General features: G+C 70.5%; 16 protein-coding genes and 1 pseudogene. 8 read left to right on the top strand and 9 right to left on the bottom strand.

Annotated features, from left to right (window positions below):
- Positions 1 to 5: 5 nt before the first annotated feature.
- From ACWFR4_RS18575 to ACWFR4_RS18585, 3 genes are read right to left on the bottom strand one after another with little or no spacing between them, the layout of a single operon-like run.
- Positions 6 to 1,322 (bottom strand): extracellular solute-binding protein, encoded by a 1,317-nt coding sequence (locus ACWFR4_RS18575; RefSeq protein WP_453653333.1) that lies wholly within the window; start codon positions 1,320 to 1,322, stop codon positions 6 to 8.
- On the bottom strand, positions 1,319 to 2,542 hold the full coding sequence (locus ACWFR4_RS18580) for a hypothetical protein (RefSeq protein ID WP_453460458.1): 1,224 nt from the start codon (positions 2,540 to 2,542) through the stop codon (positions 1,319 to 1,321). Before ACWFR4_RS18580 ends, ACWFR4_RS18575 begins: the two co-directional genes overlap by 4 nt.
- The gene (locus ACWFR4_RS18585; RefSeq protein WP_453653335.1) at positions 2,539 to 4,821 is read right to left on the bottom strand and encodes a tetratricopeptide repeat protein; all 2,283 of its coding nucleotides are present in this window, start codon (positions 4,819 to 4,821) and stop codon (positions 2,539 to 2,541) included. Before ACWFR4_RS18585 ends, ACWFR4_RS18580 begins: the two co-directional genes overlap by 4 nt.
- Positions 4,822 to 4,948: 127 nt before the next feature.
- On the opposite strand from ACWFR4_RS18585, the gene ACWFR4_RS18590 reads away from it, so the two are divergent.
- On the top strand, positions 4,949 to 6,196 hold the full coding sequence (locus tag ACWFR4_RS18590; protein ID WP_453460464.1) for a globin domain-containing protein: 1,248 nt from the start codon (positions 4,949 to 4,951) through the stop codon (positions 6,194 to 6,196).
- A gap of 41 nt (positions 6,197 to 6,237) precedes the next feature.
- Here ACWFR4_RS18590 and ACWFR4_RS18595 read toward each other — a convergent pair whose 3' ends face one another.
- Positions 6,238 to 7,374: a sulfite oxidase gene (locus ACWFR4_RS18595; RefSeq protein WP_453653337.1), complete on the bottom strand. Its 1,137-nt coding sequence runs from the start codon at positions 7,372 to 7,374 to the stop codon at positions 6,238 to 6,240.
- 288 nt (positions 7,375 to 7,662) lie between these two features.
- Between ACWFR4_RS18595 and ACWFR4_RS18600 the strand changes: the two genes are divergently transcribed.
- On the top strand, positions 7,663 to 9,030 hold the full coding sequence (locus ACWFR4_RS18600) for an FAD-binding oxidoreductase (RefSeq protein ID WP_453460530.1): 1,368 nt from the start codon (positions 7,663 to 7,665) through the stop codon (positions 9,028 to 9,030).
- A 34-nt stretch (positions 9,031 to 9,064) separates the two neighbouring features.
- Here the strand turns inward: ACWFR4_RS18600 and ACWFR4_RS18605 are convergent, their stop codons facing one another.
- Positions 9,065 to 12,016: an AfsR/SARP family transcriptional regulator gene (locus ACWFR4_RS18605; RefSeq protein ID WP_453653339.1), complete on the bottom strand. Its 2,952-nt coding sequence runs from the start codon at positions 12,014 to 12,016 to the stop codon at positions 9,065 to 9,067.
- A 192-nt stretch (positions 12,017 to 12,208) separates the two neighbouring features.
- Between ACWFR4_RS18605 and ACWFR4_RS18610 the strand changes: the two genes are divergently transcribed.
- Positions 12,209 to 12,505 (top strand): hypothetical protein, encoded by a 297-nt coding sequence (locus ACWFR4_RS18610; RefSeq protein WP_453653341.1) that lies wholly within the window; start codon positions 12,209 to 12,211, stop codon positions 12,503 to 12,505.
- Between the two features lie 77 nt (positions 12,506 to 12,582).
- Here the strand turns inward: ACWFR4_RS18610 and ACWFR4_RS18615 are convergent, their stop codons facing one another.
- Positions 12,583 to 13,431, bottom strand: coding sequence for an alpha/beta fold hydrolase (locus ACWFR4_RS18615; protein WP_453653343.1), 849 nt, complete (start codon positions 13,429 to 13,431; stop codon positions 12,583 to 12,585).
- Positions 13,432 to 13,966: 535 nt separating this feature from the next.
- Here ACWFR4_RS18615 and ACWFR4_RS18620 point away from each other — a divergent pair.
- Both ACWFR4_RS18620 and ACWFR4_RS18625 read left to right on the top strand, forming a co-directional pair.
- Positions 13,967 to 14,872 (top strand): hypothetical protein, encoded by a 906-nt coding sequence (locus ACWFR4_RS18620; RefSeq protein WP_453653345.1) that lies wholly within the window; start codon positions 13,967 to 13,969, stop codon positions 14,870 to 14,872.
- A gap of 1,164 nt (positions 14,873 to 16,036) precedes the next feature.
- Positions 16,037 to 16,477 carry a VOC family protein gene (locus tag ACWFR4_RS18625; protein ID WP_453460484.1) on the top strand — a complete coding sequence of 147 codons (441 nt, stop codon included), beginning with the start codon at positions 16,037 to 16,039 and terminating at the stop codon, positions 16,475 to 16,477.
- Between the two features lie 624 nt (positions 16,478 to 17,101).
- On the opposite strand, the gene ACWFR4_RS18630 is transcribed toward ACWFR4_RS18625, so the two are convergent.
- The 3 genes from ACWFR4_RS18630 to ACWFR4_RS18640 form a co-directional block, all read right to left on the bottom strand.
- Positions 17,102 to 17,344 (bottom strand): hypothetical protein, encoded by a 243-nt coding sequence (locus ACWFR4_RS18630; RefSeq protein ID WP_453653347.1) that lies wholly within the window; start codon positions 17,342 to 17,344, stop codon positions 17,102 to 17,104.
- Positions 17,345 to 17,661: 317 nt separating this feature from the next.
- Positions 17,662 to 17,790 carry a hypothetical protein gene (locus ACWFR4_RS18635; RefSeq protein ID WP_453653349.1) on the bottom strand — a complete coding sequence of 43 codons (129 nt, stop codon included), beginning with the start codon at positions 17,788 to 17,790 and terminating at the stop codon, positions 17,662 to 17,664.
- A gap of 92 nt (positions 17,791 to 17,882) precedes the next feature.
- Positions 17,883 to 18,089, bottom strand: coding sequence for a hypothetical protein (locus tag ACWFR4_RS18640; protein WP_453653351.1), 207 nt, complete (start codon positions 18,087 to 18,089; stop codon positions 17,883 to 17,885).
- Here ACWFR4_RS18640 and ACWFR4_RS18645 point away from each other — a divergent pair.
- The 3 genes and pseudogenes from ACWFR4_RS18645 to ACWFR4_RS18655 all read left to right on the top strand — a co-directional run bounded on the left by ACWFR4_RS18645 (position 18,079) and on the right by ACWFR4_RS18655 (position 20,644).
- On the top strand, positions 18,079 to 18,630 hold the full coding sequence (locus tag ACWFR4_RS18645) for a hypothetical protein (RefSeq protein ID WP_453460491.1): 552 nt from the start codon (positions 18,079 to 18,081) through the stop codon (positions 18,628 to 18,630). The genes ACWFR4_RS18640 and ACWFR4_RS18645 overlap by 11 nt on opposite strands.
- 414 nt (positions 18,631 to 19,044) lie before the next feature.
- Positions 19,045 to 19,478 (top strand): annotated as a pseudogene (locus tag ACWFR4_RS18650) (tyrosine-type recombinase/integrase); the annotation flags it as partial.
- A 932-nt stretch (positions 19,479 to 20,410) separates the two neighbouring features.
- The gene (locus tag ACWFR4_RS18655) at positions 20,411 to 20,644 is read left to right on the top strand and encodes a hypothetical protein (protein WP_453460497.1); all 234 of its coding nucleotides are present in this window, start codon (positions 20,411 to 20,413) and stop codon (positions 20,642 to 20,644) included.
- Positions 20,645 to 20,745 lie beyond the last annotated feature (101 nt).

Consider the following 20,745-nt stretch of genomic DNA (forward strand, 5'->3'; position numbering starts at 1 on the left):
CGTCGCTAGCCGCCCGGTGACGCGCAGATGTCGTCCGGCGCGTGCACCTGTCCCGACCGGCCCGACGGCGTTCCGGCGATCTGGCTGCGGACGGTCTCCAGCTGCCCGAGGAGCGCGTCGAGCGTCCCCGTCCGCGGGTCCTGGAAGTACGTCAGGACGGCCCGGTAGAACGCGTCGCGCAGCACGGGCGGCATGACGTCCGACGCGTCGAAGCACAGGGTGTCCGCGTCGTGGGTCAGATACGAGGCGACGGCCCGGCCGGTCGGGTCGTCCGGCTGCGGGTCGGTCGCGTCCGGGAAGAAGGGCCGAAGGTGCGCGTCCGTGGACTGCGACCAGGTCCTGCGGCCGTCCTCGCTGGTCAGGAGCGTCACGAGTTCCTGTGCCGCCGGGTTGTCGGTGAGCACGGCGGCCATGTCGCCCGACACCTCGTACGTGTCCTTGTACGCGGCCCGTCCGTGCAGGAACCGGGCGGCCGGCTCCACGCGCAGGGTGTTGTCGGCCATGGCGCCGGGGTAGAGGGAGCGGATGAAGGACCCCTGGTGTTCGTGGGTGCAGCCCGGGAGCGAGCCGCCGAGGAGTCCGCGCTTGGGGTCCTTCGGGTGCTTGGGGTCGGGTGTGCCCTCGAACGACATGGTCAGGGAGCGTTCGACGGACTTCGGCGACCGTGGGCCGAGGATCTCGGACCAGGTCGTGAAGGCGCGGCGCACGGCCGGGTCGTGCTTCCAGTCGAGGCGGCCGGTGGCCCACCGCGTGTACGTGTCGGGGCCCGCCTGATGGAGGAGGATGTCCTCGATCCAGTCGGTGCCGGGCCATCCGGAGGTGGCCTGCGCGGCCATGCCCACGCACCAGTCTGGCGCCTTGGTCCCGGTGGCGCGCTTGCTCCACACCATGCTCTTGAGGTTGACCCGCAGCGGCACCCAGTAGGTGCGGTGCCTGCCGTCGAGGGTGAGGGTGGGGGACCAGGGCGGATAGCCGCGTTCGGCGGCCTGTGAGGACAGCGGTTCGAGTTTGCCGTCGGCCGCGTACTCGGTGAGCTCGCCGATGCTGTTGAGGATCGCGACGTCGGGCGGGGCGCCGGCCTCCAGCTGCGCGACGAGGGTCTCGCGCAGGGAGCGGGTGCCCTTGTAGACGTAGTGGTGACCGCTGCGGTGCGACAGTCGGGCGAGGGCGTCCTCGAACGCGGCGCCCTCGGGTCCGGTCCACGGCCCGAGCACGACGACGGTCCGGTGCGCGTCGCCACCCGCGCAGCCGCCGGTGAGCGCGGCGAGGGCGAGCAGGCAGGCGGCGAGCGCGAGTCGGAGCACCCTGGTCCGGCGCCTCATACGGCGGTCCCCGGGCGCCCCACGAGCAGATACTCGCGCCGGTAGGCGTGGAGGGTGACGCCGGTGACGGCGGCGACGAGCAGGCCGGCGGGCGCCACCCAGGGGGCCACCCCGTCGACGGCGGCGAGCCGGCCGTTGTCCAGAACGTCGTCCATCGAATCGGCGAGCGTGACGACGGCGGTGTCACCGGGCGGGTCGATGCGGCGCTCCTCGACGGCGACCTCGGTGTCCGGCGAGGTCACCACGTACAGGCTGCGGGCGATCGGCACGGTGTCCTCCTGGGCGGCGTACGCGTACAGCCCGTCGAGGGTGATCGCGGGCACGGCGAGCAGGGGCAGCGCGGTGGCGAGGAGCGGCACGCTGGCCGAGATGCGGAAGCGGACCCGCAGGAAGCGCAGGGTGCGCCACAGGCCGGCGATCAGCAGCACGAACGCGAGGGCCGACACGGCGGCGGCGGTGACGGCGGCGGGGCCGAGCGCGGCGCGCGCGTCGAGGCGGTCGCGCAGGGCACGTTCGAGGTCCGAGATGCGGTCGACGACGGTCGTCGCCTCGCTGCCGGTGACGGGTGCGCAGCGGGGGTAGGTGGCGTAGCGGTCGGTGGCGGGTTCGTAGGGGTCGCCGGGATCGGGTGAGCAGAGCATGCTCTGGGCGTAGGAGAGTCCGGCCTTGCGCAGGGACTCGTCGGAGACGTTCGTCTGGGCCCAGGCGATCCAGCGCTCGTAGCCGTCGACGAGGCCGGAGACGACGTCGAGTTCCTGGCGCTCGGCCGCGGTCAGGGCGCCGCTGCGCGCGACCTGGCTGAGGTCCTGGGCGGCGCCGGTGATCCGGGAGCCGTAACGGGGGGTGAGTCCGCTCAGCTCGACGGCGTCCCCGGCGTCGAGGCTCACCTCGGCCTCCCGCTGGGCGATCCGCAGCGAGATCCGCGCGTCGGCCAGGTCACGCAGCGCGGGCGCGATGTGGGTGCGGATCTCGGCGGAGTCGTCGCGCAGGGACGTGGCGGTGAAGCCGAGTCCGGCGAAGGCGACGGCGGCGAGGAGGGGGAGGGCGACGAGCCGGTCGTGGAGGTAGGCGCGGTTGCGGGGCGGGCCCGGCCGGTCCGTGGCCCGCACCGGCGGGGCCCACGCGTACCGCCACAGCACGCGCGCGCCCTTGAGCGCGGCGCCCGCGAAACGCTTCGCCGACGCCCCTGCTCGCCGGGCCGGCCCCCGCGTGGACGTCATCGGTCCGCCGCCGGTCGCCGTCCGGTGAGCCAGGGCCGCAGGAAGGGCGGCCGGGGCCGGTCCCGGCGGTGCCACAGTTCGAGGGGCCTGACCAAGTACGCGCGGTCCAGGAGGCGTTCGGCGACGGCCGCGGCGTGCGGGCTGTCGGAACGGGCGGCCTGCCGGGCGAGCGCCCGGTAGAACTGCGAGAGCTGACGTCTCAACTTGGTGTCCTCGTCCGGGAATTCGAGCCGTCCGCCCGCGTCCCGCGCGTCCTGGTCGCGCCGGGCCGCCGCCTCCGAGAGCCGCCCGAGCGCCTCCGCCCCCACCTTCCCGTCCGCCACGAGGCGCTGCGCGGCCTCCCAGACCTCGGCCTTCATCCGTACGCGGGCCTGTTCGTCGGTGAGCCCGTGCTCGTTGAAGAGGCGGGCGAGCCGGGTCAGTGCGGTGCGCAGCCCGTCGGCCGTCGTCGCGTACTCGACGGCGACGCGTACCGTCGCGGTGCGCGCGCCGGTGCGGTGGCGCGAGTGCTGCGGCACCGCGTCGAGCGCCTCGATGGCGTACGTGTCGGGGGTGGCGCCCCCGAGCGCGAGGCGGGCCCGTGCCGCGCCGAACGCCGCGCTGCCGAGCGAGGGGTTGCGCAGCCGTACGGCCTCGTGGAAGGTCAGCGCCTCGTGCCAGTGGCCGAGCCGCTCGGCGCAGTGCCCGAGGGCGAGCTTGGGCGCGTACTCGCCGGGGATGGCGCCGTAGACCTGGTCGAAGTAGTCGCGCGCGGACGCCACGTCGCCCGCGGCGAGGTCGAGGAGGCCGCGGTGCCAGTCGATGCGCCAGTCGTGCCGGGACAGTTCGTGCCCGATGCCGTCGACCGCGCCGCGCAGCTCCTCGGCGGCGGACGCCAGGTCCGGCCGTTCGCCCGCCGCGCGTTCGGCTCGTACGGCGACGCGCAGCCGGAGCCTGCACCGCAGGAGCCGCACCTCGGGGGAGTCCCGCCAGTCGCCGGTGTGCTGGAGGAGAGCGGCGGGGTCGGCGTCGGCGAGGCGGCTGAGGCCGTCGTGGTGGGCGTCGTGCGGGTCGGGGCGCGGCACGGGCAGGCGGGCCGCGACATCGGCGGCGGACGGCGGCTCGTGCAGCGGGGCGGGCGGGACGCCCCCGGCGGGAGTCGCCCACCGGGGCAGGACCGGCGCGACCCCGAGCGCTCCGTCCAGGGCGTACGGCGACTGCATGAAGAGCGGCGACGGCTCGAACGTCTCCTGCCCGGTCCGCAGCGACCTCAACTCCCGGAACACGCCGCGCAGTTGGTCAGCCATCTCGTCCGCGTCCGCGTACCGCTCGGCCGGTTCGGGGCGGGTGGCGCGGCGCAGGGCGCGGGCCAGCGAGACGAGGCCGAGGCCTTCCGGGGCCGGGGTCGTGGTCAGCGAGGCGGCCTGCGCCGTCACAGGGTCGCCGTCGTGCATCCGGTCCAGGGCGCCGAGTTCGGCCAGCGAGTGGGGTCCGATGCCGAGTCCGCTCAGCGTGCGCAGCGTCTCGCCCAGGCTGAACAGGTCGTCGCGCGGGGCGGACGCGCCGGCCAGGGCGGGCGGGGCGAGCGGTACGTTCGGCGCGCGGAAGCCCTCGGTGGTCAGGCCGGGCGCGCTCTCCTCGCGGATGGATCCCACGTCGATGACCTTGGTGGTGGCTCCGTCGTGCATCACGTTCTGCGGCTTCAGGTCGCCGTACACCTTGCGGGGTCCGGGCCGCGCGTGCAGATGGTCGAGCGCGGACAGGACACGCAGCCCGTACGCGAGCACGAACTCGTGGAAGCGTGCGCCGCCGAACCGGTCCGGGTCGTGCCGGGCCAGTGCGCGGATCTCGTCGAGGTTGAGCCCGTCCACGTACGGCAGGACGAGGAAGGGGCCGACGCGGGTGTGGCGGCCGTAGTTGAAGACGGGGATGATCCCCTCGTGGTGGAGGTCGGCGAATGCCTGCCGTTCGTCCTCCAGCGAGCCAAGCCGTGGGGCGATTTGTTCCGGCCGCAGTGTCTTCACGGCGACCTCGCGGTCGTCGACCTTCCTGTCGAGCGCGAGATATACGTCGCCCATGCCGCCCCGCCCGAGACGCCGTACGACCTGATACTGCCCGGCCAGTAACTCGCCCTGTTCCAGGGCGGATTCGCCGGGACCCTCGGCCCGTCCCCGGTCGTCGCGCGGCCTGACCTCGGGCAGCGCCGTCGGATCGGGCCCCTCGTCGGGCAGCGTGACCCAGGCGTCCCGCGGCCCGTCCGGAGGCGGCATGACGAACAGCGGACCGGAGGAAGCCGTCATCGGCCGCCCCTGAATTCTCCGGTTGCTCCCGCGTCCCCCTGCATGCTGCCTCAGGATAGGGGCCCGGCGTCCGGATGGCGCCCGTGCGTAGGCCTCTGGCCTGACCGTGGAATGGAGGCCCCGGCCAGTGACGACGAGTACCGGCGCGAGACCGTACGCCGCCCTCAACCCTGCCCTGATCCGCTCCAGCCTCGCGGTCGTGGAACGCCGCGCGGATGCGCTGACCAAGTACTTCTACGCCCATCTGTTCAAACACAACCCCGGTGTACGGGCGATGTTCCCGGAGCGCATGGAGGAGCAGCGCGACCGCCTCTTCGCCGCGCTGACCACGGCGATCCTGAACCTGGAGGACACCGACGCCCTCGTCGACCACCTGCGCACGCTCGGCTTCGACCACCGAAAGTTCGGGGTCCGCACCGAGCACTACCCGGCCGTCGGACGCAGCCTGATAGCCACCCTGAAGTTCTTCTCGGGCAGCGCCTGGACGCCCAAGACGGAGGCCGCCTGGCGCGCGGCGTACGAACTCATCTCCAAAATCATGATCGCCGGAGCGGAGTCCGTGCCGGAGTCGGAACCGGCCTGGTGGAACGCGAAGGTGCTCCGCCACGAGCGCCGCGCCGAGGACATCGCCGTCCTCACCGTGCGCCCGGACCGGCCGTATCCCTTCGTTCCGGGCCAGTACGCGACGCTGACGGCCCCCGAGGCGTCGCAGGTCTGGCGCCCGTACTCGATCGCAAACGCCCCGCGCGCCGACGGCACCCTCGACTTCCACATACGCCGTGTCGAGGGCGGCCTCCTGAGCAGCGCCCTGGTCGACGAGGTCGCCCCGGGAGGAGCCGTCCGCCTCGGCCCGCCGCTGGGCACGACGACGCTCCCGCAAGCCCCGGAGGGGGAGCTGCTCTTCGTCGCCGGGGGGACGGGATGGGCGCAGATCAAGGCGCTGGTCGAGGAGTTCGCCGTCCGCCGCGGCTCCGCGACCGCCACGCTGCTCATCGGCGCCCGCACGGAAGACGACGTGTACGACCTCGGCGTCCTGAAACTCCTCGGCGGCGCGCACCCGTGGCTGCGCCTGGCCGGCGCGCTGCCCGCGCGCGACCGGCCCGACGCGGACGCGACGCTCCTGCGGGAACTGACGCGTTACGCCACCGCGCAGAGCCTGCGTCACGCGCCCGCCGAGTGGCCGCACGTGTACATCAGTGGCCCCCCGGCCATGGTCGACACGGTGGAGACCCAACTGGCCATGCTGCACCGCGTACCGCCCGACCGCGTCCACCACGACCCGTTGGCCCACCACGACACGGGCGAGCGCCCGGAGACGGCGGCGGAGTGGTTCCTGATGAAGCGCCAGGTTCCCTGGATCCGGCCCCGTCCGTGACGGCCCCGGCGCCGGCGTGACCGGCGTGACCGGACCGGCCGTCAGAGGCAGTGGACGGGGATGCGCTGGACGAGGTTGTTGGCGAAGCCGCCGCGGTTCCACGGCTGGGTGAGCGGCTGGGTGCGGCCGGTTGCGTCGGTGGCGCGGGCGCCGAGGACGTGGGTGCCGGGCGCGGCGGTCCACGGGGCGTGCCAGTGGCGCCAGGCCGCCGCGTGCCCGTCCGACGGGTCTTCGTCCGCCGGGTCGCCGTCCGCCGGGTCCAGTGTGGCGACGCTCCACGTGGCGCCGTCGTCCGTGGTCACGTCGACCCTGGTCACGGGGCCGTGCCCGGACCAGGCCCGGCCTTCGAGGAGTACGGGCCCGGGGCGGACCACGCGGGCCCGCGACATGAAGTCGGGGAACCCGGGCGGGATCATCAGGGCGCGCGGCAGGATCCGGGTGACGGGCTCGCCGGGATCGTCGGCGTCCCAGCGGAAGCGGTACGCGACGGCCTGCTGGAACCCGTCGAAGGGGGCGTCGACGAGCGTGATCCCGCGCAGCCACTTCACATGCGCCATGCCGTACCAGCCGGGGACGACGAGCCGCAGCGGGTAGCCGTGCTGCGGGGGCAGGGGCGCGCCGTTCATCGCGTACGCGACGAGGACGTCACCCGCGGCCACCGCGACGGGCAGGCTGCGCCGGTAGTCCTGCTCGACGCCGCGCTCGACCCCGTGGTCGGCGCCGGTGAAGACGGCCTCGACGGCGCCGTCGTCCACCCCGGCCTCGTCGAGGAGTACGCGCAGCGGCACGCCGGTCCAGTCCGCGGTGCCGACCGCCTCGACCAGCCAGGGCTGGCTGACCGGCCGGGGCGTGAGCAGGGCGCGCCCGTTGCCCGCGCACTCCAGCGTGACGCGGCGGGTCACGGCGGGCAGGGACCGCAGGGCCGCGAGGCCGAGGGTGAGCGGCTTCCTGACCAGGCCGTCGACCGCGAGCTGCCAGTCGTCGGCGCTCGCGTCCGGGATGTCGTAGTGGACGAGGACGTAGTGCAGGCCGGGCGGGGTGACGTCGTAGCGGAGCGCTTCGAGGGGGAGGCCGTGATTACGCGCGGCGAGCGCGAGTTCATCGGGGGTGATCCCTTCGCCGGGGGCGGCGAGCCGGCCGGGGCGACTGACGCCACCGAGACCGTCGGGTCCGTTCATGACTTGGTCCGCTCCGTCCATGTCTTCATGGTGCTCCGCGATTGCGGGGCCTGCCGGGCGGGCGGATCCTTGAAGTGTCAGCCGGCGCTCGATGAGGTGTGTCGGTGGCTGACGGGGGTGCCCGCACGCCGGCGCGAACCGCTCACCGACGCCCGCCGAGAGGCGGGAAGACGGGACGGGGGGACAGCGGTCCGCCCAGCGATGCGTCCCGTCGAGGAGAGCGCCATGAACGAGACCGACACCGGCACCACTGCCACGGACCCCACCGCCACGGACGTCGTCGGCTTGATGCGAACCGAGCTGCGTGGCCCGGTCATTGCGCAGGGCGACCCGGAGTACGACGAGGCGCGCAAGATCTACAACGGGATGATCGACCGGCGGCCGACCGCCATGGTGCGGTGCTCGGACGCGGCGGACGTCATGACGGCGGTCGACTTCATCCGCGACCACGGACTGGAACTCGCCGTCCGCGGTGGCGGCCACAGCGGCGGCGGCCTGTGCCTCGTCGACGACGCGATCACGATCGACCTGTCACCGATGCGCTGGGTGCGCGTGGACCCCGCGCAGAAGACGGCGTGGGTGGGCGGCGGCAGCCAACTGCGCGACCTGGATCACGCGGCGCACGCGTTCGGCCTGGCGATACCCGCCGGAATCATGTCGACGACCGGCATCGGCGGCCTGACCCTCGGCGGCGGTCACGGCCACCTGACGCGCAAGTACGGCCTGACGATCGACAGCCTCCTCAGTGTGGACATGGTCCTCGCGGACGGCAGCTTCGTCACGGCGAGCGAGACCGAACACTCCGACCTGTTCTGGGCGGTGAGGGGTGGCGGCGGCAACTTCGGCATCGTCACCGCGTTCAAGTTCCAGCTGCATCCGGTGCACACGGTGGGCGTCGCGCTGACGCTGTGGCCGGTCGAGAAGACGCGTGAAGTCCTGGAGTGGTACCGGGAGTTCCTGCCGCAGGCACCCGAGGACCTGAACGGCTTCTTCGCCGTGCTGGCCGTGCCGCCGGGACCGCCCTTCCCCGAGGAGATCCACGGCAAGAAGATGTGCGGGGTGGTGTGGTGCTGGACGGGAGACCTGGCCCGCACGGACGAGGCGATCGCGGCGGTGGAGGAAGCGGGCCCGCCCGCCTTCCGGTTCACGGCACCGATGCCGTACCCGGCGCTGCAGACCATGTTCGACGAGCTGCTCCCCAAGGGCCTGCAGTGGTACTGGCGCGGTGACTTCTTCGACCGCATCACGGACGAGGCGATCGACGTACACGTCAAATTCGCCGAGAACCTCCCCACGCCGCTGTCGACGATGCACCTCTATCCGGTGAACGCGGCCGCGGCCCGGGTTTCCGAGGACGCGACGGCCTGGGGCTACCGGGAAGCGGTCTGGTCGGGCGTCATCGCGGGCATCGACCCGGACCCGGCGAACGCGGATGCGGTCAAGCAGTGGGCGAGGGCGTACTGGCACGACCTGCACCCGCACTCGATGGGCGGCGCCTACGTGAACTACATCGGCGAGGACGAGCACCAGGACCGCGTCCAGGCGACGTACCGCCACAACTACGACCGCCTGGCGGAGGTCAAGCGCAAGTACGACCCGAACAACCTCTTCCACGCCAACCAGAACATCGAGCCGGCGGTGGGGCAGGCCGCGTAGGGACTTGGGATCGCGGGCTCGGCGACCGGACGGGTCACCGTCGGCCGGGGCCGTCGGGGTGCTGCGCACGGCCACCGGGCAGGTCGAGTACGGCCTGGAACTCCCGGCTCGCCTCCTGCAGGCGGCCCGCCGCCACGTAGGCGCTCCCGAGGCGGTTGCGGATGTCCATCTCCAGCCAGTCGTAGTTGGGTTCGGTGAGCGGGGACATCAGCCGGCGCTGGAGGAGAAGGGCCTGCTGGTGGAGGGCGATGGCCGTCTCCGGGTTTCCCTCGGCCTCCTCGGCCGTGCCGAGCCGGGTCAGGCTGCGGGCGCAGAGGAAGGCGTCCCCGGTGTGCAGCACCTGGTCGATCGCCCGGCGCAGCAGCCGTTTGGCCTCACCGTAGTGGCCGAAGTGGAGGCGGGCGTCGGCGGCGCAGCTCAGGGCTCTGCCCAACATGTGCGGCCTGGCGGCCTTCTCGGCGTGGGTGCAGGCATCGTCGAAGCAGTCCAGCGCCTCCGCGTCCCGTCCCTCCAACTGGTGCGCGAGACCCAGGAAGAGGAGCGTGATCCAGGTGATCCAGTCGTTGCGCAGCCGCCGGGACAGGTCCACCGCCGCCATGAGGTGGGGCATCGCCCCGTCGCCGTCGCCGCGACGCAGCCGGACCGTACCCAGACCGGCGAGGGCCCGCGCCTCCTCGCCCGGTTCGGAGAGCCGCCGGCCGAGGTCCAGGGCGTCGGTCGCGTACGTGAGGACGACTCCGTAGTCGCGCTGGTGTCCGGCGGTGTACATCACGCAGTTCCGCAGCGCGGCCGCCATCCGCCGGTCGGCGGCCTCGCCCTCGTGCGCGAGCGCGATCTCCAGAGCCATCTGGGACTCGTGATAGCGGCCCCGGCGCATGAAGTAGTCGCACAGCGCCTCGGCGATCCAGCAGGCGTAGTCGGCCTCACCGAGGGCTGCGGCGTGTCCGACGACGTCGACGAGCTCTCCGCCTGCCCCGTCCAGCCAGGCCTCCGCCTCCTGCCAGTGGGCGAAGCGCGACGAGGTGAGCCGGGGTCCGGTGGGGAAACCGGCGGGGCCCCAGTCGCTGGCGGTCCGGGCCGCGTCCAGGAAGAGGCCGAGTGCGGCCCTGCGCGCGGCTCCGGCCTCGTCGGGCAGGGCGTCAGCGAGGCGCCGGGCGTGCACGCGGACCAGGTCGTGCAACCGGTAGCGGCCCGGACGCGGCTGCTGCACCAGGCTCGTGTCGACCAGGCTCTCCAGGATCCGCTCGGCATCGGCGGCCGGCCGGTCGAGCAGCGTCGCCGACACCAGTACGTCGAACTCGACCGTCGGAGCCAGGCCGAGGGCGCGGAACCCGCGCTGCTGCTCGGCGGCGAGCTGGTCGTACGACAGGCGGAAGGCCGCCTCCACGCTGCGGTCACCGACGCTCAGCTCGACGAGCCGGTGGTCGTCGCCCGCCATGCGGCCCACCAGGTACTCCACCGTCCACGTGTCCCGGTTCTGCAGCCGCGACCCGGCGATGCGCAGGGCGAGCGGCAGCCCGTCGCACAGCCCGGCGAGGCGCTGCGCCGCCTGAGGCTCCCGGGCCGCGCGCTCCTCCCCGATGATGTGCGTGAGCAGGGACACCGAAGCACCGCTCGCCAGGGGCTCCAGGATGACGCGCCGGTCGGCGTCAAGTCCGGCGAGGCGCCGCCGGCCCGCCACCAGCACGCGGCTTCCGGCCCCCGCGGGCAGCAGCGGCCGTATCTGGTCGGCGTCCAGGGCGTCGTCGAGGACGAGGAGCAGCCGCAGCGGGCTGGTCGCCGCACGCCAGACGGCGGTGAGTTCGTCGAGGTCGCCGGGCAGCTCACCGGTGGCCGCGCCGAGGGAACGCAGCAGCCGCTGGAGCGCCTGCTCCGGCGACTGGCGCCGACGCGTGCTGTGCGCGCGCAGGTCCACGTACAGGCAGCCGTCCGGGTACCGGTCGCTGAGCTCGCGGGCCGCGCGGACGACGAGCGCGGTCTTGCCGACGCCGGCCGTGCCGTCCACCGTCACGACCGACACGGATCCGGGAGCGGAGGGTGCGGTCAGCTGCGCCAGCTCGGCGTCCCGCCCGACCAGGCGGCCGGCGTCGCCGGGCAGTTCGTTGACGGCGCGGCGGGGACGGATCCTCGGCGGCGCGGCCACGGCGGAGTTTCCGGGATTTCCGGGGTCGCCCGAGTATCCGGAGCGTCCGGTGGCCGCCCCGAGGAGGCGCTCGTCGTCCCGGCGCAGCACCGCCTCCTGCACACGGCGGAGTTCCTCACCGGGTTCGACCCCGAGTTCGTCGCGCAGGAGCGCGCACATGTCCCGGTAGACGCCGAGCGCGTCCACCTGCCGTTCGCTGCCGTACAGGGCGCGCATGCGCAGGGCCGCGAGCGACTCGTCGTACGGGCCGGACACGGACAGGGTGGCGAGACCGTCGAGGGCCTCGGTGAATCTGCCGAGCAGGACGAGGCACTCGAGGCGTTCCACCCGCACGGTGCGCAGCCGCTCCAGGAGCCGCTGCCGCTCCACGCCGGCGAACGGTCCGGGCAGCCCGGCCAGCGGTTCGCCGTCGAACAGGGCGAGCGCGGCCGAGAGCCGTTCCACGGCGGTGTCCGGATCGCCGGACGTCTTCGCGCGCCGTGCGGCGTCGACGTGTTCGGCGAGGTCCGCCGCGTCGAGCTGGACACCGCCCACGAGGAGGCGGTAACCGCCCGGCTCCCCGCGGATCAGGGACTGCGCGGGACCGGCGCTCCCGGCGTCGAGGGCCTGGCGTAGCGCGTAGACGTAGCTGGGCAGTACCTTGCGACCGGAGTTCGGGGGACTGGCGCCCCAGATACCGTCGAGCAACTGCTCGTGGCTGACGAGGAATCCGGGCCGCAGGGCCAGCGCCGCCAGGACGGCCTGCCGCCGGACGGGGCCGAGCGGCAGCGGCGTACTGCCGCGCCAGGCACGCACCGGCCCGAGCACGGCGAGCCGAACCGCCCGACGAGAGCCGTCGCCCACCCGCAGCCTCCGCTCCACGCTCACCGAGCGCCCGATCCGCGCATCATCAGAATTTCATTGGCATTGCAGCGTGTGCCGCGATGGTTTGCAAGTGCCCATCGAGCTTCGGGAGTTCACCGGCGGCCGGGGCGAGCTGGACCGGCGGCGGCCGTAGCCGGGGAACGGCCGCCGCCCATGCGGAAGGAACGGAACATGCAAGCAGCGAGCAGCCCTGTGGAGCGCATGCTGAAAGGGCGCGGACTCTTCCTCAGCGTGGAGCGGAGCGACGCCGCCGAGGTGGTGTACGTCTGCGTGGACGACGGACTTCCCGGCGGCTACCCGGTCGGCTACGTCATCGCGTCGCGCACGGGAACCTGGAGTGCCTACGCACGGGTCCGCCCCGGCCGGATCTTCACCACGGACGAGATCTCCTCGGGTCTGGAGAGCGTCGACGAAGCGGTACGCGCGGTGGTCGCCCACGCCCGCTACGAGGACGTCCTGGCAGCGTGAAGCGGGTGACCGCCTCACTCCCGATGACTGGGGGCGAACTCCCGCCCCAGCAAAAACCGGCCACATAGGCACGAGCGCTACAGCCGATCGGCGAGGAAGCCGCCCACCGCCGTCCGGAATCCGTCCGGTGCCTCGACCCACGGAAGATGCCCAGCGCCCTGCAACACCTTCCGCGACACCCGAGGCAGAGCCTGCTCCAGCGAATCCACGGCCCGGCGCGGCCGAATGTCCTCCGCCCCGTCCACGATCAGGGTCGGGACATCGAGCCCTGCGCATGCCGTGTGCAGAGCTGTCGTGCCCCAAGTGCGCTTGCCCTCGGCGTTGATGGCGGCGTTGCACTCGAAATTCACGCCGAGCCAGGGCGTGGCCATGCGCTCGGCGTGCTCGATCGCGCGCTTCCGTTCGCCGAAGTCCGCCGACCACTGCAGCACCGAGTACTCACGGTCTTCCGCATCGGAACGATCTCCCCGACTCTTCAAGGCTTCCCAACGACCCCGGTGGGCCCTGAGGTTGGCGCGCAGGTTCTGCTTGTACGCCGCGTGCCAGGTGGAATCCTGATCGATGCCGGTGCCGGACAAGTAGACCAGCTTGCTCACGCGGTCGGGGTGCTCCAGCGCGTACTGCAATGCCAGTTGGGCGCCCCACGAGTGACCCAGCAGCGCCATCTGCGCCAGCCCGAAATGCCGGCGGACGGCATCGAGGTCGGCCACGGACCGAGCCGTCGCATACGGCCCATGCCGCTCCGACCGGCCGCATCCCCGCTGATCCCAGCGGTGGACTGTGACCCCGTCCGTCAGCAGCGCAGCCACATCCTCAAGGGTGTCCCACAACCCGGGCCCGCCATGACAGAACACCACGGGTGCGCCCGCACCACTCCGGACCGCCCAGAGCCGGACCCCGTCTTCCGTCAGCACTGTCTCGTCCATGCCGATGAGTCTGGCGGGTCAACGTCGTCCGGCAGGCCAGGCGGCGGCGGTACCGCCGGGGACGTACGCCTACGTCGTCCACGGCAACGTCAACAGCGTGTCGGCGGTCTACACCGCCGCCGACCCCGCCACCGACGCCGTGACCGCCACCGTCCCCGTCGGAAAGCGGCTGTCCGGGCCGCGCACGGCCGGGGCACCCTCTCGTGGCGGACGTGATCACGCGAAAGGGCCAGTTCGAGAGGTTCGCGCCTCTGAACCGGCCCCTTTTTGTCATGTGCCCCGGCCGGATACGCAGGGGGTGTCGCGGGCGCCGGACGAGCCGGGGAGCCGATCGATGGGGTTCCCGAAGAGCCCCGGCTTCTGGGCCCAGTTCAGCCATAGGGTGTGCCACAGAGGGCTATAAGGCGCAAATATGGATTTACTACGCGATATCGGACGGCGGCCGGGTACCTCTGGCCCGAAACCCCTGCATGCGGCGCCGCCCCATTCTTTTCGTGGCTGAACGCTCGCGGCGCGCATCTGAAAAAGGAGTGGCATGCTCACACGTAAGTCCCTCGTCCGGACCGCCCAGGTGCTCTGCATCGGCGCCGCAGCCACGCTCGCCCCCGTCGCGCTGGCTGCTCCCGCCTCGGCCGCGACGCTGCCCGTGGCGTGCAGTGAGGCGGCCCTGCAGGCCGCCATCACCGCCGCCAACAGCACCCCGGCCGGCGACACCCTCAACCTGAGGCCCGGCTGTCCGTACGCGCTGACCGCGGAACTGCCCCCGATCACCACGCCGGTCGTCATCAACGGCAACTTCGCCACCATCAGTGGGTCAGGAACGTTCCGCATCTTCACCGTGGACGGCGGCAACCTGACCCTGCGAGCGGCTGTCCTCTCCAATGGCGACGCCACGGGCAGCTCGTTCCAGAACGGCGCCGGCGGCGCGATCGTCGTCGACGGCAACGGCACCCTGAACCTCAGCGGCAGTGTGATCCGGAACAACCACGCCGCCTTCGGTGGCGGCGTCAGCGTGTTCAGCGGCTCCGAGGCGCACATCAGCGGAGACACCTTCACGGGCAACAGTGCCACCCAGAACGGCGGTGGCCTCGTCAGCGACGGCACGGTGACCGTCAATCTCTCGCAGTTCAGCGGGAACACGGCAGGCAACACGGGCGGCGGCATCGCCAGCATCGGGACGCTGACGGTCAACATCAGCAACCTCGTGAACAACACCGCGACGAACGGCGGCGGCGGCCTTGCCAACGGCGTGCCCGCCGCCAGCGGCGGTACCTCCAAGGTGAACGCCAGCAACATCAGCAACAACTCGGCCGGTGGTGCGAACCCGGGCGGCATCTACAACAACGGCGGCACCGTGACCCTGCGCGCCAGCCGGGTCGCCGCCAACACCCCGAACAACTGCCTGCACGGCCCGACCGTGGTACCCGGCTGCAGCGGCTGATCCTCGCCCCGTCATCAGCCGCCCTCAGCCGTCGCACGGCTCGGCGCGGACCCGACGCGGGATCCTGAAAACCTCGTGGGTTCAGAAGCAGATGTCAAAGGCCCCGGACCATGATCGGTCCGTGGCCTTTGCGTCGGTGTCCCCGGCAGGATTCGAACCTGCGACACCCGCTTCAAGGGTTCGATCCGAACCCCCTTTGGCCGCTGCTGTCGCCTGACGTGACGGCTGTACGGCGTCGCTGGCGTGCGCCCTCGTCCGGCGTCGTTGATGTCAGCCGTGGATGTCAGACGCCTTCTGATCCGTAGCTCTACAGAGAACGGTCGGTCACGGTCATACCGGCCGAAGTCGAGCCCATGGCGACCCTTGCTGAACGGGGCAGTTGCCATGGTTGCTGTGCTTCGCCGCTGTACGCAGAATCACCCGCATGGGATCTGTGCAGCCTGAGCTGAGCTGGCCGTTTGAGGCTGAGGTCTTCCCTCGAGGCCTGCTCGCGATCATCCAAAGGTCCGTCTCGGCGGGGGAGTTCCCGGCCCTGACCGTGATCCATGATGACGAGGATGACTGGCTCGTGAGCGACGGCGTACACGATCCCGACGGTGGGGCCTCGCCGGTCCTCCACCTCCGACACGTCGTGGACTCGGACCCGTCGCTCGCCCAGCTGGCCACCATGCCGCCTGGATACGCCGCCTGGCGCTCAACTGCGGCCGATGCCTGGGTCATTGAGGAATGGACCTACCTCGACGATCAGCACCGAGAAGTCCGAACCTGCGGCCCAGCGCATGGGAGTCGTCTGGTGTGATCGTCGGCGCATCCCTCCTGACCTGGTGCTCCACGGACGCCGAGCGCGATGGATCGGCGCCTTCGACACGTAATCGACGGGGGCGCCAACGTCCACTGGCTACGGCCGCTCCTGCCGGGTATCTGGCTGAGCACGCTTGCTCTGATCTATACCTCGCACAGCGCGGCAACCACGGCGTGGGCCTTCGTGGGAGCCATTCTCATCGTGCCGGCGGTGGATTGGTACATCCGGATGACTCTCACCTGAGGCGCGATCCAGATTTTTCGGAGTCCGGCGGTCTGCGGATGTCGAGAACGTGCCACCGGCTCCGTCCCAGGGACATCAGCGGCCACCACCGGCCGCACGAGGGAGAAGGAGAAACCAGCATGGCGATTCAGCGGATGGACAACGTCGGCATCGTCGTCGAGGACATGGATGCCGCCATCGCGTTCTTCGTGGAACTCGGCATGGAGCTGGAGGGCAGGGCGGAGGTCGAGGGCCTCGTCGCCGACCAGTGCACCGGACTCGAGGGCGTCCGCTGTGACATCGCGATGGTCCGGACCCCGGACGGTCACAGCCGGCTCGAGCTGGCGAAGTACCGCAGCCCCGCGGTGATCAGCGCCGGGCCGCGCAACCGGCCGCACAACATTCTGGGCACGCACCGCGTCATGTTCGCCGTCGACGACATCAAGGACACCGTTGCCCGCCTGCGCCCTCACGGCGCAGAACTCGTCGGCGAGATCGCCAGGTTCGAGGACAGCTATCTGCTCTGCTACCTCCGCGGCCCGGAGGGCATCATCGTCGGACTGGCCGAGCAACTGCGCTGAGAAGGAGGAACCGAACCATGCAGCCGAACGGAAGCCATGAGATGGACCCCGGAGAGGTGGCTCGCCACCTCTGAAGTCGTTTATTAGCGTGGCGGTAACTTCGCAATTCTGGCTAGTGCAGCGTCTCACCGCGTTCTGCGTTCGGTGCCCCCGGCAGGATTCGAACCTGCGACACCCGCTTTAGGAGCGAGGTTGGGCGAGCACCGGCGTGACCTGCGGAGTGCTGCCTTGGGCTAAGTCCGCTGATCACCACCGGGGTTGCTCCTGCGTGGTGAAGGTAGCCAAGGCCATGGGTGCTGTTGGCCCGACAGATGTGGACCTCGATGCGTTCGCCTCGGTGGTTGGGGCGATCCGTGACGACATTCGGGTGGCCAACCAGCGGTTACCCAGGCAGCGAGCCAGACGTCCGCGGGTAGCCGCGCGGCCAAGGGAGTCTTCATGGCCGGACCAAGCTGGAGGGGCGCCGTCCGTCGACGGGACGACGCCTTTCCGTGTACGGGCCTTGCGGTCTGGCCCTATCAGGTCGATTAAGGGGCGTCGTTCACGCCGTTCGGCCCGTGCATCGCATCGGTTGGCGGGGCGCGGAAGTGCGGCGTTGTCCGGTGCCGTTCGCGCCTGTTGGTGTCAGGCGCCGATGTCAGGAGCAGGGGCGCCCTGGGGAGCTTTGGGGTTGGATTTCCGCCGCTCCTGCTGCCGGCCAAAGACGGTTCCCATACCGAAGGCCAGAACGACCAGACCGAAAATTGCCCCGGCTCGCACGATCAGGCTGGACTCAATCACCGCCCTGACCCCAACGTCGATGACGAATGCGATGCACCCCAGTACGAACAACCGGTCCCGCATAGGTGCACGTTGCTTCTCTGGCATTGGACCCTCCTCGCGCGCACCTTATAGCGAGGTCAGCGGAGCGACTCTGGCCGGGAGTGCTTCGATGCGAGGGCTCATGGCCCCGTGGTCTTCCGATGAGTCCGGCAGTCCGTGGCCCAGTCGCCATGGGCCCGTGAGCGGTCTTGAGAACCGTCGTGGCAGCGATGTCACCATGGGTTCAAATCCCACACCCACCGCAGATGAACGGCGCCTGACCAGGCAACTCGGTCAGGGGCCGTTCCCATGAGCTTTGCCTGCCGGCGACCGCTCTTCCCCTCTACTCCCCGACCGAACGGGCACGCGGGGGACACTCCGGTTCACCAGAGCAAGGGTTTGAAGAAACGGAGGACAAGGGCCAGCAGCGCCAGGAGAAGTACCCCTGCGATCACGGCCATGGCGGCGGCAACCTGTGCGGCCTCGGACCATCTGCCGTTGCGCTTGGTCATCGGCACCTCCCGGCGGCACGGTAGCGCGAGGTCGGTGGAGCTTCCACGCCCCGAGACGGTCCAGGGAGGGCGCTCCTTGGATCACGCTCAGCTCAGATGGCCAGAGGCGGGATGGCGTCGTTGATCATCCCCAGGACGGAGCGAATCTCCTCGCGCGTATATCCGCTGCGCGTCCGCAGCTCGTCGTCCGACAGGTCGAAGCCGTTGCACAGCTCGTTCAAGGCGTTGTTGATGACCACGGCTTCGTCCCGGGTAAGACGTACCGCCATCTGCTGGGATGAGGCATCGATGATCTCCACGGGTCCAGTAGGGGGCCCGACGTTGCCCAAGCGGTTGGCGGCAGCCCGGAGAATCGATCATGAGCAGACAGGTGTACGCCTCAACGGCTTGAGCGGCGTCACGCCAGGCGCGACGGGCAACGACGCCTCTTGCCCGCTCGGTTCGTCCAGCAGCTTCGTGATTTGTACGGCTGTAGGAGTGATCAAAGCATTCATGACGTTACGCTCTGATCCTTTTCGCGCATCGTTCTCCATGTGTCTGCCCGATCTGGGGCAGAGCAGTGGAGGAGAACATATGAGGAACGTCCGGAAGATTGCAGCGGTGGCCGTGGCCACCTGCGGAATCCTCTTCGCCGGCATCGGCGGGGCCAGCGCTGACAGCGGTAACGGGGGGGACGACATCCCCGTGCTCAGCAACTTCAACCAGCTCGACTGGGACGATTCGCCCTTCTGCGGAATTCAAGTCAAGACCAAGGACAGCGAGCAGAAGACGTCCTGTCCGGTAGTGCACAACGAGGGCAGCTCCAACAGCCCCGTCTACATCGTCACCTTCAAGTCTTGATCTTCCATAGCGGTCCGGCGGTTCGCCCGTCGGACCGCTTGGCTTGTCGGGGCGTTGGCAGACAGGTGAGTGATCCGGTTGTCGTGTCGGGTGGGCTCCCAGGGCTTCGGCATGGTTCGGCCTCGCATTTCTGATCACGTCAGGCCGAGGAGGGCCGGGGGGTCGGTTTCGGTCCGGCCATGCTTGGTCGAACCGTCGAACCGTCGAGGGTGACCGAGAGACTGAGGGCCAGTACTTCGACCGTTGGCTTCACGACATCCTTGGGTGCGAGCGTGCGGCTCTGCCTCAGCTCTAGTCCACGATCTTGAAAACCGTCGTGGCGCGAGTCACCGTGGGTTCAAATCCCACACCCACCACGCAGGTTGACGGCCGCGCCGCAGAGGCGACGCGCGCCCGCGCCGTGCGCGGGCCTTGATCACGACGGCTCAGATGCGGGCCCGGCGCACGGCTCGGCTTGCCATCGTGGGGGAGCCGACCGTGGTGAAGGCGTACCAGATCATGCGCGCGATCCTTGATACGGCGGTGGATGACGAGCTGATCCGGCGAAACCCGTGCCGCATCAAGGGAGCCGACCGCTACGACGTCCCCGAGCGGCCCATTCTCAGCGTGTCCGAGGTGTATGCCCTCGTGCCAAGATCACCGCAGACGTCCACTTCCACGACCTCCGGCACACGGGGAACAGCCTCGCCGCTTCCGGGGCGAGCCTGCGGGAGCTGATGACGAGGATGGGTCACAGCACCTCGCGCGCCGCGCTGATCTATCAGCACATGGTCAGCGGACGTGACCGGGAGATCGCCGACCGGCTCGGATCGATGATCCGCAAGGCACGAGGTGACACGGACTCGTAGCGCAGGTTGTGGCACGTGGGTGGCACGGCCGCGATCATGACGAAGGGCCAGTTCGAGAGGATCAAGCCTCCGAACTGGCCCTTATGTCGGTGCCCCCGGCAGGATTCGAACCTGCGACACCCGCTTTAGGAGTTCGATCCGATCCTGCTCCCGCTGCTATCGGTGACTGGCACGACGTCCGGACAGGGATGCTGATTTACGCCGCCGTCCGGTGCCGTTGATGTCAGGCGTGGATGTCAGAGGCCTCGTCGACAGGGCAGGAGACGTGTCAGACCTGCGGTGAATGATCCCGGGTATGGGATACGAACTGCACATGACGCGCGCCTCGGACTGGTTGGACAGCGAGGAACGCCCCATCTCGCTGCGCGACTGGCTTGAGTTTGCACACAACAGCGCGGCACTTCGGCAAGAAGGCCACCTCGACCTGCACAGCGTAGGCCGGCAACCGGTGTTCACATGGGGCACTGGACAGCGTCGCGGTCGGGCTCCATTGGTGCGAGGGACGAGTGATTCTGTCCGGGGCCCACGCACCTGGTGTGGACCTGGTCGGCTTGGCTGACCTCGCAGCCGAACTGTCCGCGAAGCTGATCGGCGACGAGGGGGAGCAGTGCCCGGGATCTGTCCGCCGCGGCAACGAAGAGCCCTGAGCTTGGGAATCACCGGGCTGTCACGGAGGGGGTTGACGCTGACCAGCGCAAACGGCCTCTGGTGATTAATCGCGAGGCGTCGCGCTTGACTGCTCTTGACCGCTGGGATCCGCTCTTTCTGGCACGGATGTGGCACGGGCTTCCATCCGCTCTGACGGGTCGCGTCACCGACCCCGCACCCGACAGCAATGTCAACCGAACGGCCCAACATGACGTGTCACCCACATGGATGAACAATTGGCTGAGTAGTGTCCCAACCAAGGCAATCTGTGAAAGGCGAACCAAATGCGCATTCGACGAATCCTCGCCGCAGTCTTCGCCACGGCAGCCCTCGCCGGACTCGGCCTCACAGGCGCCGCCACCGCCACCGCCACCGCCGGCAGCGTCACCCCGGTCAGCGTCACCCCGGCCAGCGTCACCCCGGGTGAGTGCACGGACGGCGGCGGAACGATCGATCGGTCGACGCCCATGCTCCCGACCTGCAGAGGCGGTATGAACGACGGGCAGACGGTCGACTAAACCCCACTAGTGTTCTGAGTCAGGAATTCTGTTCAGATGTGTAGGCTTGCTCCATGGCGCGGACGGGGCGGCCGAAGGCCGAGTTGACACTGTCGGACGAG

This window comes from Streptomyces sp. NPDC055140, assembly GCF_053607285.1.